The organism is Pseudomonas chlororaphis subsp. chlororaphis (assembly GCF_003945765.1).
Classification (GTDB): Bacteria; Pseudomonadota; Gammaproteobacteria; order Pseudomonadales; family Pseudomonadaceae; genus Aquipseudomonas; species Aquipseudomonas chlororaphis.
Map to the genome: position 1 here is coordinate 5019509 of NZ_CP027712.1, position 15557 is coordinate 5035065.

The 15557-nt window shown below is 61.4% G+C and carries 16 protein-coding genes; 13 read left to right on the forward strand and 3 right to left on the reverse strand.

Annotated elements, in window-relative coordinates; translation table 11 throughout:
- Nucleotide 1 precedes the first annotated feature (1 nt).
- Nucleotides 2-1168 carry an aminotransferase-like domain-containing protein gene (locus C4K27_RS22490; RefSeq protein WP_053262220.1) on the reverse strand — a complete coding sequence of 389 codons (1167 nt, stop codon included), beginning with the start codon at nt 1166-1168 and terminating at the stop codon, nt 2-4.
- Between the two features lie 81 nt (nt 1169-1249).
- Here C4K27_RS22490 and C4K27_RS22495 point away from each other — a divergent pair, with 81 nt between their 5' ends.
- The 3 genes from C4K27_RS22495 to C4K27_RS22505 all read left to right on the forward strand — a co-directional run bounded on the left by C4K27_RS22495 (nt 1250) and on the right by C4K27_RS22505 (nt 4051).
- On the forward strand, nt 1250-1684 hold the full coding sequence (locus C4K27_RS22495) for a MarR family transcriptional regulator (RefSeq protein WP_007932281.1): 435 nt from the start codon (nt 1250-1252) through the stop codon (nt 1682-1684).
- Nucleotides 1685-2011: 327 nt separating this feature from the next.
- A complete protein-coding gene (locus C4K27_RS22500; protein WP_009045053.1) occupies nt 2012-3361 on the forward strand; it encodes an NCS2 family permease in 1350 nt (449 codons plus the stop codon).
- Nucleotides 3362-3424: 63 nt separating this feature from the next.
- Entirely contained in the window at nt 3425-4051 is a 627-nt protein-coding gene (locus C4K27_RS22505) for a LysE family translocator (RefSeq protein ID WP_007921780.1), read from the forward strand.
- Between the two features lie 184 nt (nt 4052-4235).
- Here C4K27_RS22505 and uraH read toward each other — a convergent pair whose 3' ends face one another.
- Complete coding sequence (uraH, locus tag C4K27_RS22510; RefSeq protein ID WP_023966464.1) at nt 4236-4589, reverse strand: hydroxyisourate hydrolase; 354 nt, start codon at nt 4587-4589, stop codon at nt 4236-4238.
- Nucleotides 4590-5009: 420 nt separating this feature from the next.
- Between uraH and puuE the strand changes: the two genes are divergently transcribed.
- The 10 genes from puuE to C4K27_RS22560 all read left to right on the forward strand — a co-directional run bounded on the left by puuE (nt 5010) and on the right by C4K27_RS22560 (nt 14178).
- The gene (puuE, locus tag C4K27_RS22515) at nt 5010-5936 is read left to right on the forward strand and encodes an allantoinase PuuE (RefSeq protein WP_053262221.1); all 927 of its coding nucleotides are present in this window, start codon (nt 5010-5012) and stop codon (nt 5934-5936) included.
- Nucleotides 5933-6448 (forward strand): 2-oxo-4-hydroxy-4-carboxy-5-ureidoimidazoline decarboxylase, encoded by a 516-nt coding sequence (gene uraD / locus C4K27_RS22520; protein WP_009045056.1) that lies wholly within the window; start codon nt 5933-5935, stop codon nt 6446-6448. Before puuE ends, uraD begins: the two co-directional genes overlap by 4 nt.
- Before the next feature lie 77 nt (nt 6449-6525).
- Complete coding sequence (alc, locus tag C4K27_RS22525) at nt 6526-7521, forward strand: allantoicase (protein WP_053262222.1); 996 nt, start codon at nt 6526-6528, stop codon at nt 7519-7521.
- Between the two features lie 147 nt (nt 7522-7668).
- Nucleotides 7669-8172: an ureidoglycolate lyase gene (locus C4K27_RS22530; RefSeq protein ID WP_007921785.1), complete on the forward strand. Its 504-nt coding sequence runs from the start codon at nt 7669-7671 to the stop codon at nt 8170-8172.
- A 51-nt stretch (nt 8173-8223) separates the two neighbouring features.
- The gene (locus C4K27_RS22535) at nt 8224-9543 is read left to right on the forward strand and encodes a urate hydroxylase PuuD (protein WP_053262223.1); all 1320 of its coding nucleotides are present in this window, start codon (nt 8224-8226) and stop codon (nt 9541-9543) included.
- Between the two features lie 178 nt (nt 9544-9721).
- Nucleotides 9722-11080: a nucleobase:cation symporter-2 family protein gene (locus tag C4K27_RS22540; RefSeq protein ID WP_053262224.1), complete on the forward strand. Its 1359-nt coding sequence runs from the start codon at nt 9722-9724 to the stop codon at nt 11078-11080.
- A gap of 145 nt (nt 11081-11225) precedes the next feature.
- Nucleotides 11226-12011, forward strand: coding sequence for an outer membrane protein OmpK (locus tag C4K27_RS22545; RefSeq protein WP_053262225.1), 786 nt, complete (start codon nt 11226-11228; stop codon nt 12009-12011).
- Nucleotide 12012: 1 nt separating this feature from the next.
- Nucleotides 12013-12399 carry a hypothetical protein gene (locus tag C4K27_RS22550; RefSeq protein WP_124298129.1) on the forward strand — a complete coding sequence of 129 codons (387 nt, stop codon included), beginning with the start codon at nt 12013-12015 and terminating at the stop codon, nt 12397-12399.
- Entirely contained in the window at nt 12396-13181 is a 786-nt protein-coding gene (locus tag C4K27_RS22555) for an outer membrane protein OmpK (protein WP_053262226.1), read from the forward strand. Before C4K27_RS22550 ends, C4K27_RS22555 begins: the two co-directional genes overlap by 4 nt.
- Nucleotides 13182-13323: 142 nt before the next feature.
- On the forward strand, nt 13324-14178 hold the full coding sequence (locus C4K27_RS22560; RefSeq protein WP_053262227.1) for a pirin family protein: 855 nt from the start codon (nt 13324-13326) through the stop codon (nt 14176-14178).
- Between the two features lie 28 nt (nt 14179-14206).
- Here the strand turns inward: C4K27_RS22560 and C4K27_RS22565 are convergent, their stop codons facing one another.
- Entirely contained in the window at nt 14207-15379 is a 1173-nt protein-coding gene (locus C4K27_RS22565) for a patatin-like phospholipase family protein (RefSeq protein WP_009045063.1), read from the reverse strand.
- Nucleotides 15380-15557: the final 178 nt, after the last annotated feature.

Below are 15557 nucleotides of genomic sequence, written 5' to 3' on the forward strand. Positions count from 1 at the left end.
CTTAGGCTGCCTGTGCAGCCTGTGCTTGACGTACCACGGTGGCCAGCCGCTTGAGACCTTCGTCCAGACGCGCCGGATCGATATGACTGAAATTCAACCGCAGGTGACCTGGATTGCGGTCCGGCTCGGAGAAGAAGGGTTCGCCCGGCATGAATGCCACGTCCTGCTCCAGCGCCGCTTTCAGCAAAGTGCGGGTGTCCAGCGGCTGTTTCAAGGTCAACCAGAAAAACAGCCCGCCCTGGGGCACCTGCCAATCGGCCAGATCGCCGAAATGACGTTGCAGGGCGGCCTGAAAACCATCGCGGCGCACCCGGTAGAAATCACGCAATTCGCCCAGGTGCCGCTGGTACTGCTCGGTACCTATCCATTGCAGCGCCTGCCATTGGCCGACGCGGTTGGTGTGCAGGTCCGCCGATTGCTTCAACCGCAGCAGATGGGGAAACAGGTCCGGGCTGGCGATCAGGTAACCGACCCGCAACCCTGGCAGCAGGGTCTTCGACACCGTGCCGGTGTAGATCCAACTGGCCTTGCGCAGGCGCCCGACAATAGGCGTGGCGTTGCCGCCATCGAACGTCAGTTCGCGGTAAGGCTCGTCTTCGATCAGGGTCACTCCGAACTCGTCGAGCAGCGCCGCCACGGCATCGCGCTTGGCCTCGCTGTAACGCACCGCCGAAGGATTCTGGAAGGTCGGGATCAGGTAGATGAACGCAGGACGATGCTGCTCCAGGCAGGCGCGCAATTGCGCCAGATCCGGCCCATCGGCCTGAAGCTGCACGGTCAGGCAATCGGCGCCGAACAGCTGAAAGATCTGCAGTGCCGCGAGATAAGTCGGCGCTTCCAGCATGATCTCGGTGCCCTTGTCGATGTACAGCTTGGCCGCCAGATCGAGGGTCTGCTGGGAGCCGCTGACCACCAGCACCTGGCTGGCCTCGCACGGCACGCCCAGCGCCCGGGCCTGTGCCGCCAGGGCCTCGCGCAGCTGTGGCTCGCCTTCACTCATGCCGTATTGGCCCATGGACACCGGCATCGCCTGCCAATCGATCTTCGGCAGCATCGCTTCGGCGGGCAGGCCTCCGGCGAACGACATCACTTCCGGACGCTGCGCGGCGGCAAGGATTTCACGGATCAGTGAGCTTTTAAGACGCGAAACACGTTCGGAGAAGGCCATGAGGTCACCGGTAGCAAAGGCGGAGGAAAATACGTCAAACTGCTTGACCGAAATTACGCCGACTTTCGCAGATACGTCAATATGCTTGACCTTAAAAACCAGACCACCCAACAAGCCGCCATGGAAGCCTTCTTCTTTGGTTACCAGGCGTTCACCGCCAAGGCCGACGAAATGCTCGAGCGTCGCGGCCTGAGTCGCGTGCACCAGCGCATCGTGTTTTTCATCGCCCGCTATCCGGGGCTGAGCGTGAAAGAACTGCTCACGGCACTGGGCGTGAGCAAGCAGGCGCTGAATATCCCACTGCGCCAATTGATGGAGATGCACCTGGTCAACAGCGTTGCCTCGCAGAGTGACAAGCGCAAACGCCTGCTGGAGCTGACAGAAGACGGCGCGCGCTTTGAGCAATCGCTGCGGCGCGAGCAGGTCAAGCTGCTGCAACGGGTATTCGCCGAGGCCGGCGAAGCGGCAGTGGATGGCTGGCTGGCGGTGAACAAGGCTCTGGGCGAAAACCGCTGACACCAAAGCCCGCGAGCACGCAACGGTCGTCAACCTGCATACCCGATACTTCTGCAGGACCGCGTCAGCCCCATTACGACCGCTGCGCGCTCGATCGCAGGCTGCGCCAGCGGCTACAGGGCATATAGCCTTTCTGGCGGACTTTTCGCACACAACCTAAAAAACATTATTTGCTTTCTTTGTATACAAAAGCATAATTCGCCACGTGCGAGTCCTGACCTAAAGGTCAATAAAAGCCCGCAAGCCTTACATGCCTCAAAGAGCCGCTGCCCACCCTCACGTGCCCGGCTCTGGAAAAAATAATAAAACTCTTGAGGAGTACTCGCTGTGGAAAGCCGCAAATCCGAAGCCCCTACGCTGGAACTCTCGCCGCCGCTGAACAGTGGCTGGCTGGAGCGCATCTTCAAACTCAGGTTGCATGGCACCACGGTGAAGACCGAGTTGATCGCCGGTCTGACGACCTTCATCACCATGGCCTACATCATCTTCGTCAACCCCAACATCATGGCCGACGCCGGCATCGACCACGGCGCGGCCTTCGTCGCCACCTGCATCGCCGCCGCCCTGGGTTGCCTGTTGATGGGGCTATACGCCAACTGGCCGGTAGGCCTGGCGCCCGGCATGGGGCTGAACGCCTTTTTCACCTACACCGTGGTCGGAACCATGGGTTACAACTGGGAAACCGCCCTCGGTGCAGTGTTCGTTTCCGGCGTGCTGTTCATGTTCCTGACCTTCTCGCGGATCCGCGAATGGCTGCTCAACAGCATTCCGGCCAGCCTGCGTTTTGCCATGGGCGCCGGCGTGGGTTTGTTCCTGGGGCTGATCGGTTTGAAAACCGCAGGCATCGTGGTCGATAGCCCGGCCACCCTGATCAAGCTCGGCTCCCTGCGCGAACCCGGCCCGCTGCTGGCGGCGGTCTGCTTCCTGATGATTGCCGTGCTCAGTTATCACCGGGTGTTCGGCGCGATCCTCATCAGCATCATCACCGTGACCCTGGCCGGCTGGGGCCTGGGCCTGGTGCACTACGAGGGCATCATGTCGGCCCCGCCGAGCCTGGCACCGACCTGGATGGCCATGGACGTGGCCGGGGTGTTCAACGTCAGCATGATCAGCGTGGTGCTGGCCTTCCTCTTCGTGCACATGTTCGATACCGCCGGCACCCTGATGGGCGTGGCCCAGCGCGCCGGCCTGGTCAACCCCGACGGCAAGATCGAGAACCTTTCCCGCGCCCTGAAGGCGGACAGCGCCTCCAGCGTCTTCGGTGCGGTGGTCGGCGTTCCGCCCGTGACCAGCTACGTGGAAAGTGCCGCGGGCGTTGCCGCAGGTGGTCGGACTGGTCTTACCGCAGTGACCGTAGGTGTGCTATTTATCGCAGCCATGTTTTTCGCACCGCTGGCTGGCATGATCCCCGCTTATGCCACCGCCGGCGCGCTGATTTATGTGGCGATGCTGATGATGGGCGGCATGGCCCACATCGATTGGGAAGAGGCCACCGACAGCATCCCGGCGATCGTGACCGCCATCATGATGCCGCTGACCTTCTCAGTCGCCGACGGTATCGCCCTGGGCTTCATCACCTACGTGGCCTTGAAGGCCGGGACGGGCAAGTACAAGGAAATCTCCATCAGCCTGTGGGTGCTGTGCGCGATCTTTATCGCCAAGTTCATTTTCTTGTAGGTACATCGGTTTCAAACGGCCTCACCCCGTCGGGTGAGGCTTTTGCGCATAAGGAGAAAGGCAATGAGCGTGGAAACCTGGCTGCTGTTCAGCGGCGCAGCACTGGTGGTGATCCTGATTCCGGGCCCGCTGTCCCTGCTGATGATCAGCAACAGCCTGAATTACGGTTTGCGCCGGTCCTACCCGGCGTTTCTCGGCGGCGTGTTTGCCTCGATCTGCCTGCTGAGCGCCTCGGCCCTGGGCCTGGGCGCCCTGCTGCTGGCCTCGGAACAGCTGTTCAGCGCCCTGAAAATCGTCGGCGCGCTGTACCTGTTCTATCTCGCCTGGCAAAGCTGGCAGCAATCGCGGCAGCCGTCTCATGGCGCCGAAGTGCCCGAGGCCGCACCGAAACCACGCTTTCGCGCACTGTTCGGGCGCGCTTTTGTGCTGGGTGCCAGCAACCCGAAAGACATTCTGTTCTTCGCCGCGTTTCTGCCGCAGTTTCTCAGCGCCGAGCAGCCCTTCCTGCCCCAGCTGCTGATCATGATCGCCACCTGGACCGTACTCGACCTGCTGTGCAAGCTGGCTTACGGCCTGGGTGCCCACGGTGCGGCGCGCTACCTGCGCAGCGGCAAGGGCCAGAGCTGGTTCAACCGGGTCAGCGCCGGGCTGTTCAGCGGCGCCGGTGCCGCGTCGCTGTTGAGCCGCTGAAAGCATTGCGGGCAAGCCTCGCTCCTACAGAAGCCAATCCTGTAGGAGCGAGAGGGCGGCGATCCGACTTGCCCGCGATAGCGTCCTCACAAGCACCACCTTTCTGGGGACGAAAAAAAGCCCGCAGTGTGAGCGGGCGAAAGACCAAAGAAGCTATTTGCGCAGGCTTCGTGGGGGGAAAGTCCTAGCTTCCTCTGTAGGTCGAATAGCTGTAGGGCGAGATCAGCAGCGGTACGTGGTAATGCTCCTGCTCGGCCGAGATGCCAAAGCGCAGCACCACCACATCGAGAAACGCAGGTTCGGGCAGTTGTACGCCGCGGGCACGGTAGTAATCACCGGCATGGAATTGCAGTTGGTAAACCCCGGTGCGGTAGTCATCACCTTGCAGCAGCGGCGCATCGCAACGGCCGTCGCTGTTGGTCAGGGCACTGGCGACCAGTTCCAGCTGCGTACCTTCGACCCGGTACAACTCGACCTTGATGGCGCTGCCTGGGCAGCCATGCGCGGCATCCAACACGTGTGTAGTCAAACGTCCCATTGATTCTGCGTGTCTGTGCGCGCTCACACGTCCAGACCTCGCGCCTCCTGAAGTCAGTTGATAAGGAGACCGCACCGTTTCGGAGCACGAAAGGATGCGGCGAGGAATTTATTAAGACACTTTTCAAAAAAATTGTACACAATAAAAATCACCCATTTCCGGGTACTTCGAGCAAGCCCCCGTATTCCCTTGATCAGCGGCTACACCATGAGGACAGAAGACTTTTCATCCATTAGCTGACCAACCAGGCAGGTTTCTTGCAGTACCCAGGCATGAACACAATCGATGAAAAATGCAAAAAATCGGGCTTACAAACCGAATGAAAAGTTGTATACAATCAGCCCATCGCTGTGACGCCAGCCTGTCCTTCCCCCCAGGCCCCGCCACGCCACCGTTATCACGATAAGAAGGAAGACTGCAGTGAGCGCTGACTACCCACGCGACCTGATCGGTTACGGCTCCAACCCTCCTCACCCTCACTGGCCGGGCAATGCCCGCATCGCCCTGTCGTTCGTGCTCAATTACGAAGAAGGCGGCGAGCGCAATATCCTGCACGGCGACAAGGAGTCGGAAGCCTTCCTTTCGGAAATGGTCGCCGCCCAGCCCCTGCAGGGCGAACGCAACATGAGCATGGAATCGCTGTACGAGTATGGCAGCCGTGCCGGCGTCTGGCGGATCCTCAAGCTGTTCAAGGAATTCGACATTCCGCTGACCATCTTCGCCGTCGCCATGGCCGCCCAGCGCCATCCGGACGTGATCCGCGCCATGGTCGAGGCCGGCCACGAGATCTGCAGCCACGGCTACCGCTGGATCGACTACCAGTACATGGACGAAGCCCAGGAACGCGAGCACATGCTCGAAGCGATCCGCATCCTCACCGAAATCACCGGTGAGCGCCCGCTGGGCTGGTACACCGGCCGCACCGGCCCGAACACCCGGCGCCTGGTGATGGAAGAAGGCGGTTTCCTCTACGACTGCGACACCTACGACGACGACCTGCCCTACTGGGAAGCCAACAACCCGACCGGCAAGGCGCACCTGGTGATCCCCTATACCCTGGACACCAACGACATGCGTTTCACCCAGGTCCAGGGCTTCAACAACGGCGACGACTTCTACCAGTACCTCAAGGATGCCTTCGACGTGCTGTACGCCGAAGGCGCCGAGGCGCCGAAGATGCTGTCCATCGGCCTGCACTGCCGCCTGATCGGCCGCCCGGCGCGCCTGGCCGCCCTGAAGCGTTTTATCGAGTACGTTAAAGGTCACGATCAGGTCTGGTTCACCCGCCGCGTGGACATCGCCCGCCACTGGCAGCAAACCCATCCGTTCCCGGGGGCGGCGAAATGAGCACCTTCCAAACCCTGAAACCCTCGACCCTGAGCCGCGACGCCTTCGTCAAAGCCTTCGCCGACATCTACGAACATTCGCCATGGGTTGCCGAAAAGGCCTTCGACCTGGGCCAGGATGCCTCGATCGACCGGATCGACGTCCTGCACCAGCGCATGAGCGACATCCTGTTGAGCGCCGACCACCAGAGCCAGTTGGCCCTGATCAACGCTCACCCGGACCTGGCCGGCAAAGCCGCCGTCCAGGGGCAACTGACCGCGGCCAGCACTGAAGAACAGTCTGGCGCGGGTATTCACCAATGCACGGCCGAAGAGTTCCAGCGCTTCACCGAGCTGAACGACGCCTACAAGGCCAAGTTCAAGTTTCCCTTCATCATGGCGGTAAAAGGCAGCAACCGGCATCAGATCCTCGCGGCGTTCGAAGCCCGCATCCACAACTCGGTGGACACCGAATTCAGGTGCGCGCTGGCGGAGATCAACAAGATCGCCCTGTTCCGATTACTGACTCTCTAGCAAGCCTGGCCCGAGTACAAAACGTGCCCAGGGCCCTGCAAGCATCCCAAGCCACTCTATAAAGGCAGACAAGAAGAATGAAAGCTTACGCCGTACCTTTCGAGAAGTTCGTCAACCTGGCCGACGCCCGCCTGGGCACCAAGATCATCTCGGTGACCGATGACTGGTTCGCTGACGCCAACCGTCTGTTCCAGCCGACCCCGGCCGTATGGAAGGAGGGCGTTTTCGATGACAACGGCAAGTGGATGGACGGCTGGGAGTCGCGCCGCAAGCGCTTCGAAGGCTACGACAGCGCGGTGATCCGCCTGGGTGTGCCTGGCCAGATCAAAGGCGTGGACATCGACACCTCATTCTTCACCGGCAACTTCCCGCCGTCGGCCTCCCTGGAAGCCTGCTTCCTGGCCCAAGGCGAACCGAATGAAAACACCCAGTGGGTGGAAGTGCTGTCGGCCGTCGAGCTGCAAGGCAACAGCCACCACTACCACGAGATCAGCAACGACCAGGCGTTCAGCCACCTGCGCTTCAACATCTACCCGGATGGCGGCGTGGCCCGCCTGCGCGTGTATGGCATTCCGTACCGCGACTGGTCGGCGGTCGGCGACAACGAGCAGATCGACCTGGCAGCCGCCCTCAACGGCGGCCGCGCCCTCGCCTGCTCCGACGAACACTTCGGCCGCATGAGCAACATCCTCAACCCGGGCCGCGGCATCAACATGGGCGATGGCTGGGAAACCGCACGCCGCCGCACGCCAGGCAATGACTGGGTGATCGTCGCCCTGGGCCATCCGGGCGAGATCGAGAAAATCATCGTCGACACCCTGCACTTCAAGGGCAACTACCCGGACAGCTGCTCGATCCAGGGCGCCTTCGTCAAGGGCGGTACCGACAGCCAGATCGAAACCCAGTCGCTGTTCTGGCGTGAACTGCTGCCGAGCCAGAAGCTGGAAATGCACGCCGAACATACCTTCGCCGAGCAGATCAAGGCCCTGGGCCCGATCACCCATATCCGCCTGAACGTGTTCCCGGACGGTGGTGTCAGCCGCCTGCGGATCCTGGGCAAGGTCGCTCGGTAATGCCGAGCCTGTAGGAGCGAAGCTGGCTCGCGATAGCGGTTGTCCGGTCGACACCTGCTGTCCGGTCTGACGCCATCGCGAGCCAGCTTCGCTCCTACAAAAAACATACTGACCGAAAAACCGAATTCACAGATTAAGAAGAACAGCATGCGCACATTGATGATCGAACCGCTGAGCAAAGAAGCCTTCGCCCCCTTCGGTGACGTGATCGAAACCGACGGCAGCGATCACTTCATGATCAACAACGGTTCGACCATGCGCTTCCATCGTCTGGCTACCGTGGAAACCGCCACGCCGGACGACAAGGCGATCATCAGCATCTTCCGCGCCGACGCGCTGGACATGCCCTTGACCGTCCGCATGCTGGAGCGCCATCCGCTGGGCAGCCAGGCTTTCATTCCGCTGCTCGGCAATCCCTTTCTGATCGTGGTCGCGCCACTTGGCGATGCACCTGTATCGGGCTTGGTCCGCGCCTTTGTCAGCAATGGCAGGCAGGGCATTAATTACCATCGCGGCGTCTGGCACCACCCGGTGCTGACGATCGAAAAGCGGGATGACTTCCTGGTGGTTGATCGCAGTGGCACAGGCAATAACTGCGATGAGCATTTCTTTGAAGAGGATGAGTGTTTGATCCTCGCCCCCCACCAATAAGAGAAGGTCTGATCACCCGAAAACAAGGGTGACAGGCGAGAGGTAAAGACTGTGGAAGCACATCTGTTGGAATGGCTCAACCTGAGCGTGCGTTGGGTTCACATGATCACTGGCGTGGCCTGGATCGGCGCGTCGTTCTACTTCGTCTGGCTGGAAAACAACCTCAATCGCGTCAATCCCAAGGACGGCCTGTCGGGCGACCTCTGGGCAATCCACGGTGGCGGCATCTATCACCTGGAAAAATACAAACTGGCCCCACCGTCCATGCCGGAAAACCTGCACTGGTTCAAATGGGAAGCCTACTTCACCTGGATGTCGGGGATCGCCCTGCTGTGCCTGGTGTTCTACTACAACCCGATGCTCTACCTGGTAGCGCCCGGCAGCGGCCTGACCGGCCCTGAAGGCGTGGCCATCGGCATCGGTTCGCTGATCGCCGGCTGGTTCGTCTACGACTTCCTCTGCGACTCGCCCCTGGGCAAGAAACCCGCCCTGCTCGGCTTCATCCTGTTCGTGCTGTTGATCGCCGCGGCCTATGGCTTCAGCAAGGTGTTCAGCGGTCGCGGCGCCTACCTGCACGTCGGCGCCATCATCGGCACCATCATGGTCGGCAACGTGTTCCGCATCATCATGCCGGCCCAGCGCGCGCTGGTGGCCGCCATCGCGGAAAACCGCACGCCGGACCCGACCCTGCCGGCCAAGGGCCTGCTGCGTTCGCGCCACAACAACTACTTCACCCTGCCCGTGCTGTTCATCATGATCAGCAACCACTTTCCGAGCACCTACGGCAGCCAGTACAACTGGTTGATCCTGGCCGGGATCGCGGTGCTGGCGGTGCTGGTGCGTCACTACTTCAACACCCGCCACGACAGCCACAAGTTCGCCTGGACCCTGCCGGTCGCCGCCCTGGGCATGATCTGCCTGGCCTACGTCACCGGCCCCGCGCAAATGGCCAACAGCCCGGAAGTGGCCAAGGCCCCAGCGAAGATCGAGTACCAGCCACTGCCGGAAACCGCCATCGGCGGCGGCGCCAAGCCTGAAACCGCAGCGGCTCCAGCAGCTCCGGCGACTCCCGAAGTGGCTCCGGCACAAGCGTCCACGGCGGCCCAGGGCCCGACCTTCGACAAGGTGCACAACGTGATCCAGGAACGTTGCACCGTCTGCCACTCGGCCAAGCCCACCAGCCCGCTGTTCAGTGCCGCGCCGGCCGGCGTGATGTTCGACACCCCCGAGCAGATCAAGCTCCAGGCCCCACGGATCCAGGCCCAGGCAGTCGCCAGCCAGATCATGCCGCTGGGCAATATCACCCAGATGACCCAGCAGGAACGTGACCTGATCGGCGCCTGGATCAACCAGGGGGCGCGCACCAACTAGTACCGCGGTGCCTGACGACCGCTATCGCGGGCAAGCCTCGCGCCTACAGCATGTGTGTTGCTTCTGTAGGAGCGAAGCTTGCTCGCGATCAACCGCCACGCGGTTGGCCTGCTGCAAAAAAGCTGTTCGCAACCACACAGCTTTCTAATCACAAGAATAAGAAGATCCGAGGTGTTGCATGTCCGCGTTAACCGAACCGCGCATCCCCGACGCACCCGCCATTGCGCGACTGCCTCTTTTGCAACTGATCCTGGTCGGGTTGCAGCATGTTCTGCTGATGTACGGAGGCGCCATCGCGGTGCCACTGATCATCGGACAGGCCGCGGGTCTGAGTCGCGAAGAAATCGCCTTCCTGATCAATGCCGACCTGCTGGTCGCCGGCATCGCCACCCTCGTGCAATCCCTCGGCATCGGCCCCATGGGCATTCGCATGCCAGTGATGATGGGTGCCAGCTTCGCCGCCGTGGGCAGCATGGTCGCCATGGCCGGCATGCCGGGCATCGGCCTGCAGGGGATCTTTGGTGCGACCATCGCCGCCGGTTTCTTCGGCATGCTCATCGCGCCCTTCATGTCCAAGGTGGTGCGCTTCTTTCCGCCACTGGTCACCGGCACCGTCATCACCTCCATCGGCCTGTCGCTGTTCCCGGTCGCGGTGAACTGGGCGGGCGGCGGTAGCCACAATGCCGAGTTCGGCTCCCCCATCTACCTGACCATCGCCGCGCTGGTGCTGGGCACCATCCTGCTGGTGCATCGGTTCATGCGCGGTTTCTGGGTGAACATTTCCGTGCTGATCGGCATGGGCCTGGGCTACGTGCTCTGCGGCCTGATTGGCATGGTCGACCTCAGCGGTATGGCCCAGGCGCCCTGGGTGCAGGTGGTCACTCCGCTGCATTTCGGCATGCCGCAGTTCCATCTGGCGCCGATCCTTTCGATGTGCCTGGTGGTGGTGATCATCTTCGTCGAGTCCACCGGGATGTTCCTCGCCCTGGGGAAAATCACCGGCCAGGAAGTCACCCCGCGCATGCTCCGCCGTGGCCTGCTGTGTGATGCCGGCGCCTCGTTTTTCGCCGGTTTCCTCAACACTTTCACCCACTCTTCGTTCGCCCAGAACATCGGCCTGGTGCAGATGACCGGCGTGCGCTGCCGCTCGGTGACCATAGTCGCCGGCGGCCTGCTGATCGTGCTGAGCCTGCTGCCCAAGGCGGCTTTCCTGGTGGCCTCGATTCCCCCGGCGGTACTGGGTGGCGCGGCTATCGCCATGTTCGGCATGGTGGCGGCGACCGGGATCAAGATCCTCCAGGAAACCGATATCGCCGACCGGCGCAATCAACTGCTGGTGGCGGTGAGCATCGGCATGGGCCTGATTCCGGTGGTCCGTCCGGAATTCTTCGCCCACCTGCCCCTGTGGATGAGCCCGATCACCCACAGCGGAATCGCCATGGCCACCCTCAGTGCGCTGGCCCTGAACCTGCTGTTCAACATTCTGGGCGGCACCGAACGGGCCGCCAGCAACGCCCGACACGCCCACCAGCATTGAAGCCTGGACGGGGCGGCCCGACAGCCGCCCCTGCTTGACCGTCGATACCCGAAATACACGCACGACAGGCAGACCCGGCACCGCGCCCGGTCGCAGTCGGCGGCTGCCTGCGCCTTGACAATAAAAACAAACAGGGAGCAACACGATGAGACATGCACACGCACGCCTGCTGCTCGGCAGCGCACTGCTGGCCACGACCCAGGTCATGGCCGGCGACCTGCTGCTGTGGCAGACCAACAGCCTGACGTACCTGTACGGCAAGAACTTCGCGATCAACCCGTCGATCCAGCAGACGGTGACCTTCGAGCACGCCGACCGTTGGAAATACGGCGACACCTTCCTATTCGTCGACAAGATTTTCTACAACGGCGAGGAAGACCGTAACAAAGGCCCCCACGCCTTTTACGGCGAGTTCAGCCCCAGGCTGTCGTTCGGCAAGATCCTCGACCGCTCATTCGCCTTCGGTCCGGTCAAGGATGTGTTGCTGGCCATGACCTACGAATATGGCGAAGGCGACAGCGAGGCCTATCTGATCGGCCCCGGTTTCGACCTAGCCCTTGCGGGCTTCAACTATTTCACCCTGAACTTCTATCGCCGCCAGACCGAAGGCCCGCGCCCCGGCGACGGTGTCTGGCAGATCACTCCCTCCTGGTCCTACAGCATCCCGCTGGGCCGTTCGAACCTGTTGATCGACGGCTATCTGGACTGGGTGGTGGACAACGACCGGAACGACCGCGGTACCTACCACGCCAACCTGCATATCAATCCGCAGATCAAATACGACCTGGGCAAGGCCCTGCGCCTGGGCGAAAAGCAGCTGTATGTCGGTCTCGAATACAGCTACTGGAAAGACAAATACGGCATTCAGGACAGCGCCAACCTGGACACCAATCAGAACACCGCCAGCCTGCTGGTGAAGGTGCATTTCTAGAATGACCGGCAAACGTGCCCCAAAGTTGTTTCAAGTGCGCTATTGCAGAGCACTTGAGCAAGGCCGTGGGAGTCAGTATTCTCCGCGGCCGCCTGAATCCGGTGAAAAAAAAAGCCCGGATTTAAAACCTGACCGGAAAGCCAACTTATCCCGGCCTCCGGAAAGTACCAAGGCGTACCGAGTTAAAACCGAATTCACTCTCGATCGACTGTATTCGTACAGGCGCGCGGGAGTTTTTGCGCTTTTTTTTCGCCTTGGCTCAGCTCTTGCTATCAGCAACAAAGCTGACCGATCGGATGATTTTTCAGCCACTAAAAGGTGCCACACCAGAGCACCGGCTTTTAAAGAAAAACGTGGAACCACTTACTTTTTGGGAGCAACCGAATGAACCGCATCTGTAAAGGCCTGATGCTTGCCGGATCCTTGCTGGCAGGGGCCCAGGCCACCGCCGGCGACCTGCTGCAATGGCAAAACAACAGCCTGACCTACCTCTACGGCAAAGACTTCACGATCAACCCGCAGATCCAGCAAACCGTGACTTTCGAACATGCCGATGCCTGGAAGTACGGCGACAACTTCCTGTTTATCGACAAGATCTTCTACAACGGTAAAAAGGACGGCAACGTCGGCCCGAACACTTATTACGGCGAGTTCAGCCCGCGTCTTTCGTTCGGCAAGATCTTCGATCAGAAGTTGGAGTTCGGCCCGATCAAGGATGTATTGCTGGCCATGACTTACGAGTTCGGCGAAGGCGATAACGAGTCCTACCTGATCGGTCCGGGCTTCGACCTGGCAATCCCCGGGTTCGATTACTTCCAGTTGAACTTCTACAACCGCCAGACCGAAGGCAGCCGTGCCGGCGACAATGTCTGGCAGATCACCCCGGTCTGGTCCTACACCATTCCCGTGGGCCGTTCGGACATCCTGATCGACGGTTTCATCGACTGGGTGGTGGACAACGACAAAAACTCCAAAGGCGAGTACCACGCCAACCTGCACATCAACCCGCAGATCAAGTACGACCTGGGCAAGGCGCTGAAACTGGGCGACAAACAGTTGTATGTGGGTATCGAGTACGACTACTGGAAGAACAAGTACGGGGTCAAGGACACCCCCTACTTCGACACCGACCAGAACACCGCCAGCCTGCTGCTCAAGTACCACTTCTGATGCAGTGAGCGCCGTTCCCGTGCGGGTCGCGGGAACGGATTACATCGAATAAATCGATAGCAACGCGCCGATATTCGCAACCATCGATCAGTTGAGCTGGCATAGCATGTCGCTCATCCCAACCTGATCAGGAGTTGCATCGATGACTCAATTTCGCACAGTACTCAGCGTCCATACCGGCCAGCCCGCTTCGGACGGCGCCGGCGTCAGACTGACCCGGGTCTTCGGTGGCCAGGGTGTCGAGCGCTTCGACCCGTTCCTGATGCTCGATGAATTCGGCTCGGAAAACCCCGACGACTACATCGCAGGCTTCCCGCCCCATCCCCATCGCGGCTTCGAAACCGTCACCTACATGCTCGAAGGCCGCATGCGCCACGAGGATCACCTGGGCAACGTCGGCCTGCTGGAAGGCGGTGGCGTGCAATGGATGACCGCCGCCAAGGGCATCATCCACAGCGAGATGCCGGAACAGGAAGAAGGCGTGATGCGCGGCTTCCAGCTCTGGCTGAACCTGCCGGGCAAGCACAAGCTGGACAAGGCCGGCTACCGAGACATTCAACCCCAGGACATCCCCCGCCTGACCACCGCCAATGGCGTGGAAGTGGTGGTGATCGCCGGCCGCTTCGATGACGGCCAGGCGCAGCAGACCGGCGCCGTCGAACGGCCGGACACCGAGCCCCACTACTTCGACCTGCGCCTGCCTGCGGGCGCCAGCATCAGCCCGCGGCTGCCTGCAGGGCATCGGGCCCTGCTGTATGTCTATGAAGGTCAGATCGACCTGCCCGGGCATCCGCAACCGGTCGCCAGCAGCAAGCTGGTGCGCCTGTCCGACCAGGGCGAGATTCAGTTGAGCAGTGCCGACGGCGCCCGTGTGCTGTTGATTGCCGGCAAGCCGCTGGGCGAGCCGATCGTGCAGTACGGACCATTCGTGATGAACACCCGGGAAGAGATCGAGCAGGCGTTGCGGGATTTTCGCGATGACAAGCTGACGGCCTGAGCATTGCCCTTAGAAACGCGATGTTCTTTCAGGCCGTCGCGACCTCTGCCGCCAACCCCAGGAACCGCCGCAGCTCGTCGCGCTTGGCCAAGGCATCGCTGCGCCCCAGCTCGATCAATTCGCTGCAATACCCCGCCTCGAACAGCAGGTAACTCAAGACCCCGGCACCACTGGTCTTGGTCGCCCCCGGCCCGCGCAGGAACAGGCGCAATGCCGCCGGCAGCTCATGCCGGTGACGCGCGGCGATCTCGTCGATCGGCTGGCTGGGGGCGATCACCAGCACCTCCACCGGCGCCACGCCCAGGGTACGGACGGGCGTGCCCGAAGGCAGCAGATGACTGAACTGGTTGAGTCGCTGCAAGAGCTCGATGTCGCTCTCCAGGCTATCAATGAACGTACTGTTGAGCATGTGGCCACCGATCTGCGCCAGCGTCGGCTGCTGCCCGGTGTAGCTGCGTTGCTGGGGCGCCTGCGGATCGATGCCACGGGGGTTGCCGCTGACCCCGACCACCAGCACCCGGCTGGCCCCCAGGTGCAAGGCCGGACTGATGGGCGCCGATTGCCGCACCGCGCCGTCGCCGAAAAACTCCTGGTCGATTTTCACCGGCGCGAACAGCAGTGGAATCGCCGAGCTGGCCAGCAAGTGTTCAACCGTGAGTTCGGTGGGCAGGCCGATACGCCGATGGCGCAACCAGGCCTCGATGGTGCCGCCGCCCTGGTAGAAGGTCACCGCCTGGCCCGATTCATAACCGAAGGCCGTGACCGCCACCGCCTGCAGATGCTTTTGCGCAATGGCATGACGAATACCGGACAGCTGCAATTTATCGTTCAACAACTGCCGCAGCGGCGAGCTGTTGAGCAACGCCACCGGCACTTGCGCGCCCAGGCCGAGCAGGCTGTGGCCAACGAACCGGGTGGCCTGGCGGATCACCCCGGGCCAGTCGCTGCGAATCACCTGATGGCTGCGAAAGCCCTGCCAGAACGCCGTGAGACGCTCGATGGCCGCGGTGAAATCCAGCGCGCCGCTGGCCAGGCTGACCGCATTGATCGCCCCGGCCGAGGTCCCGACTATCACCGGGAAGGGATTGCTCGCCCCCGCCGGCAGCAATTCGGCAATCGCCGCCAGCACCCCCACCTGATATGCCGCACGAGCCCCGCCGCCGGAAAGAATCAATCCTGTGACCGGTTCCGCTGGGCTCATCGCTACACTCCATGGCGCTGATAAAGGGCTTTCAATCTAGGCTCTGTACGAAAAGTGGCTACACTCGGCCATGCTGCGTTAAAAACAGGCTCGGAATGCTCATTTAGGCCCCTAAACTCCGCTTCCTCGCCTGTTTTTGCCTTGCCTGACCTTCGCTCGCCGACTTTTCGTCCTAGAG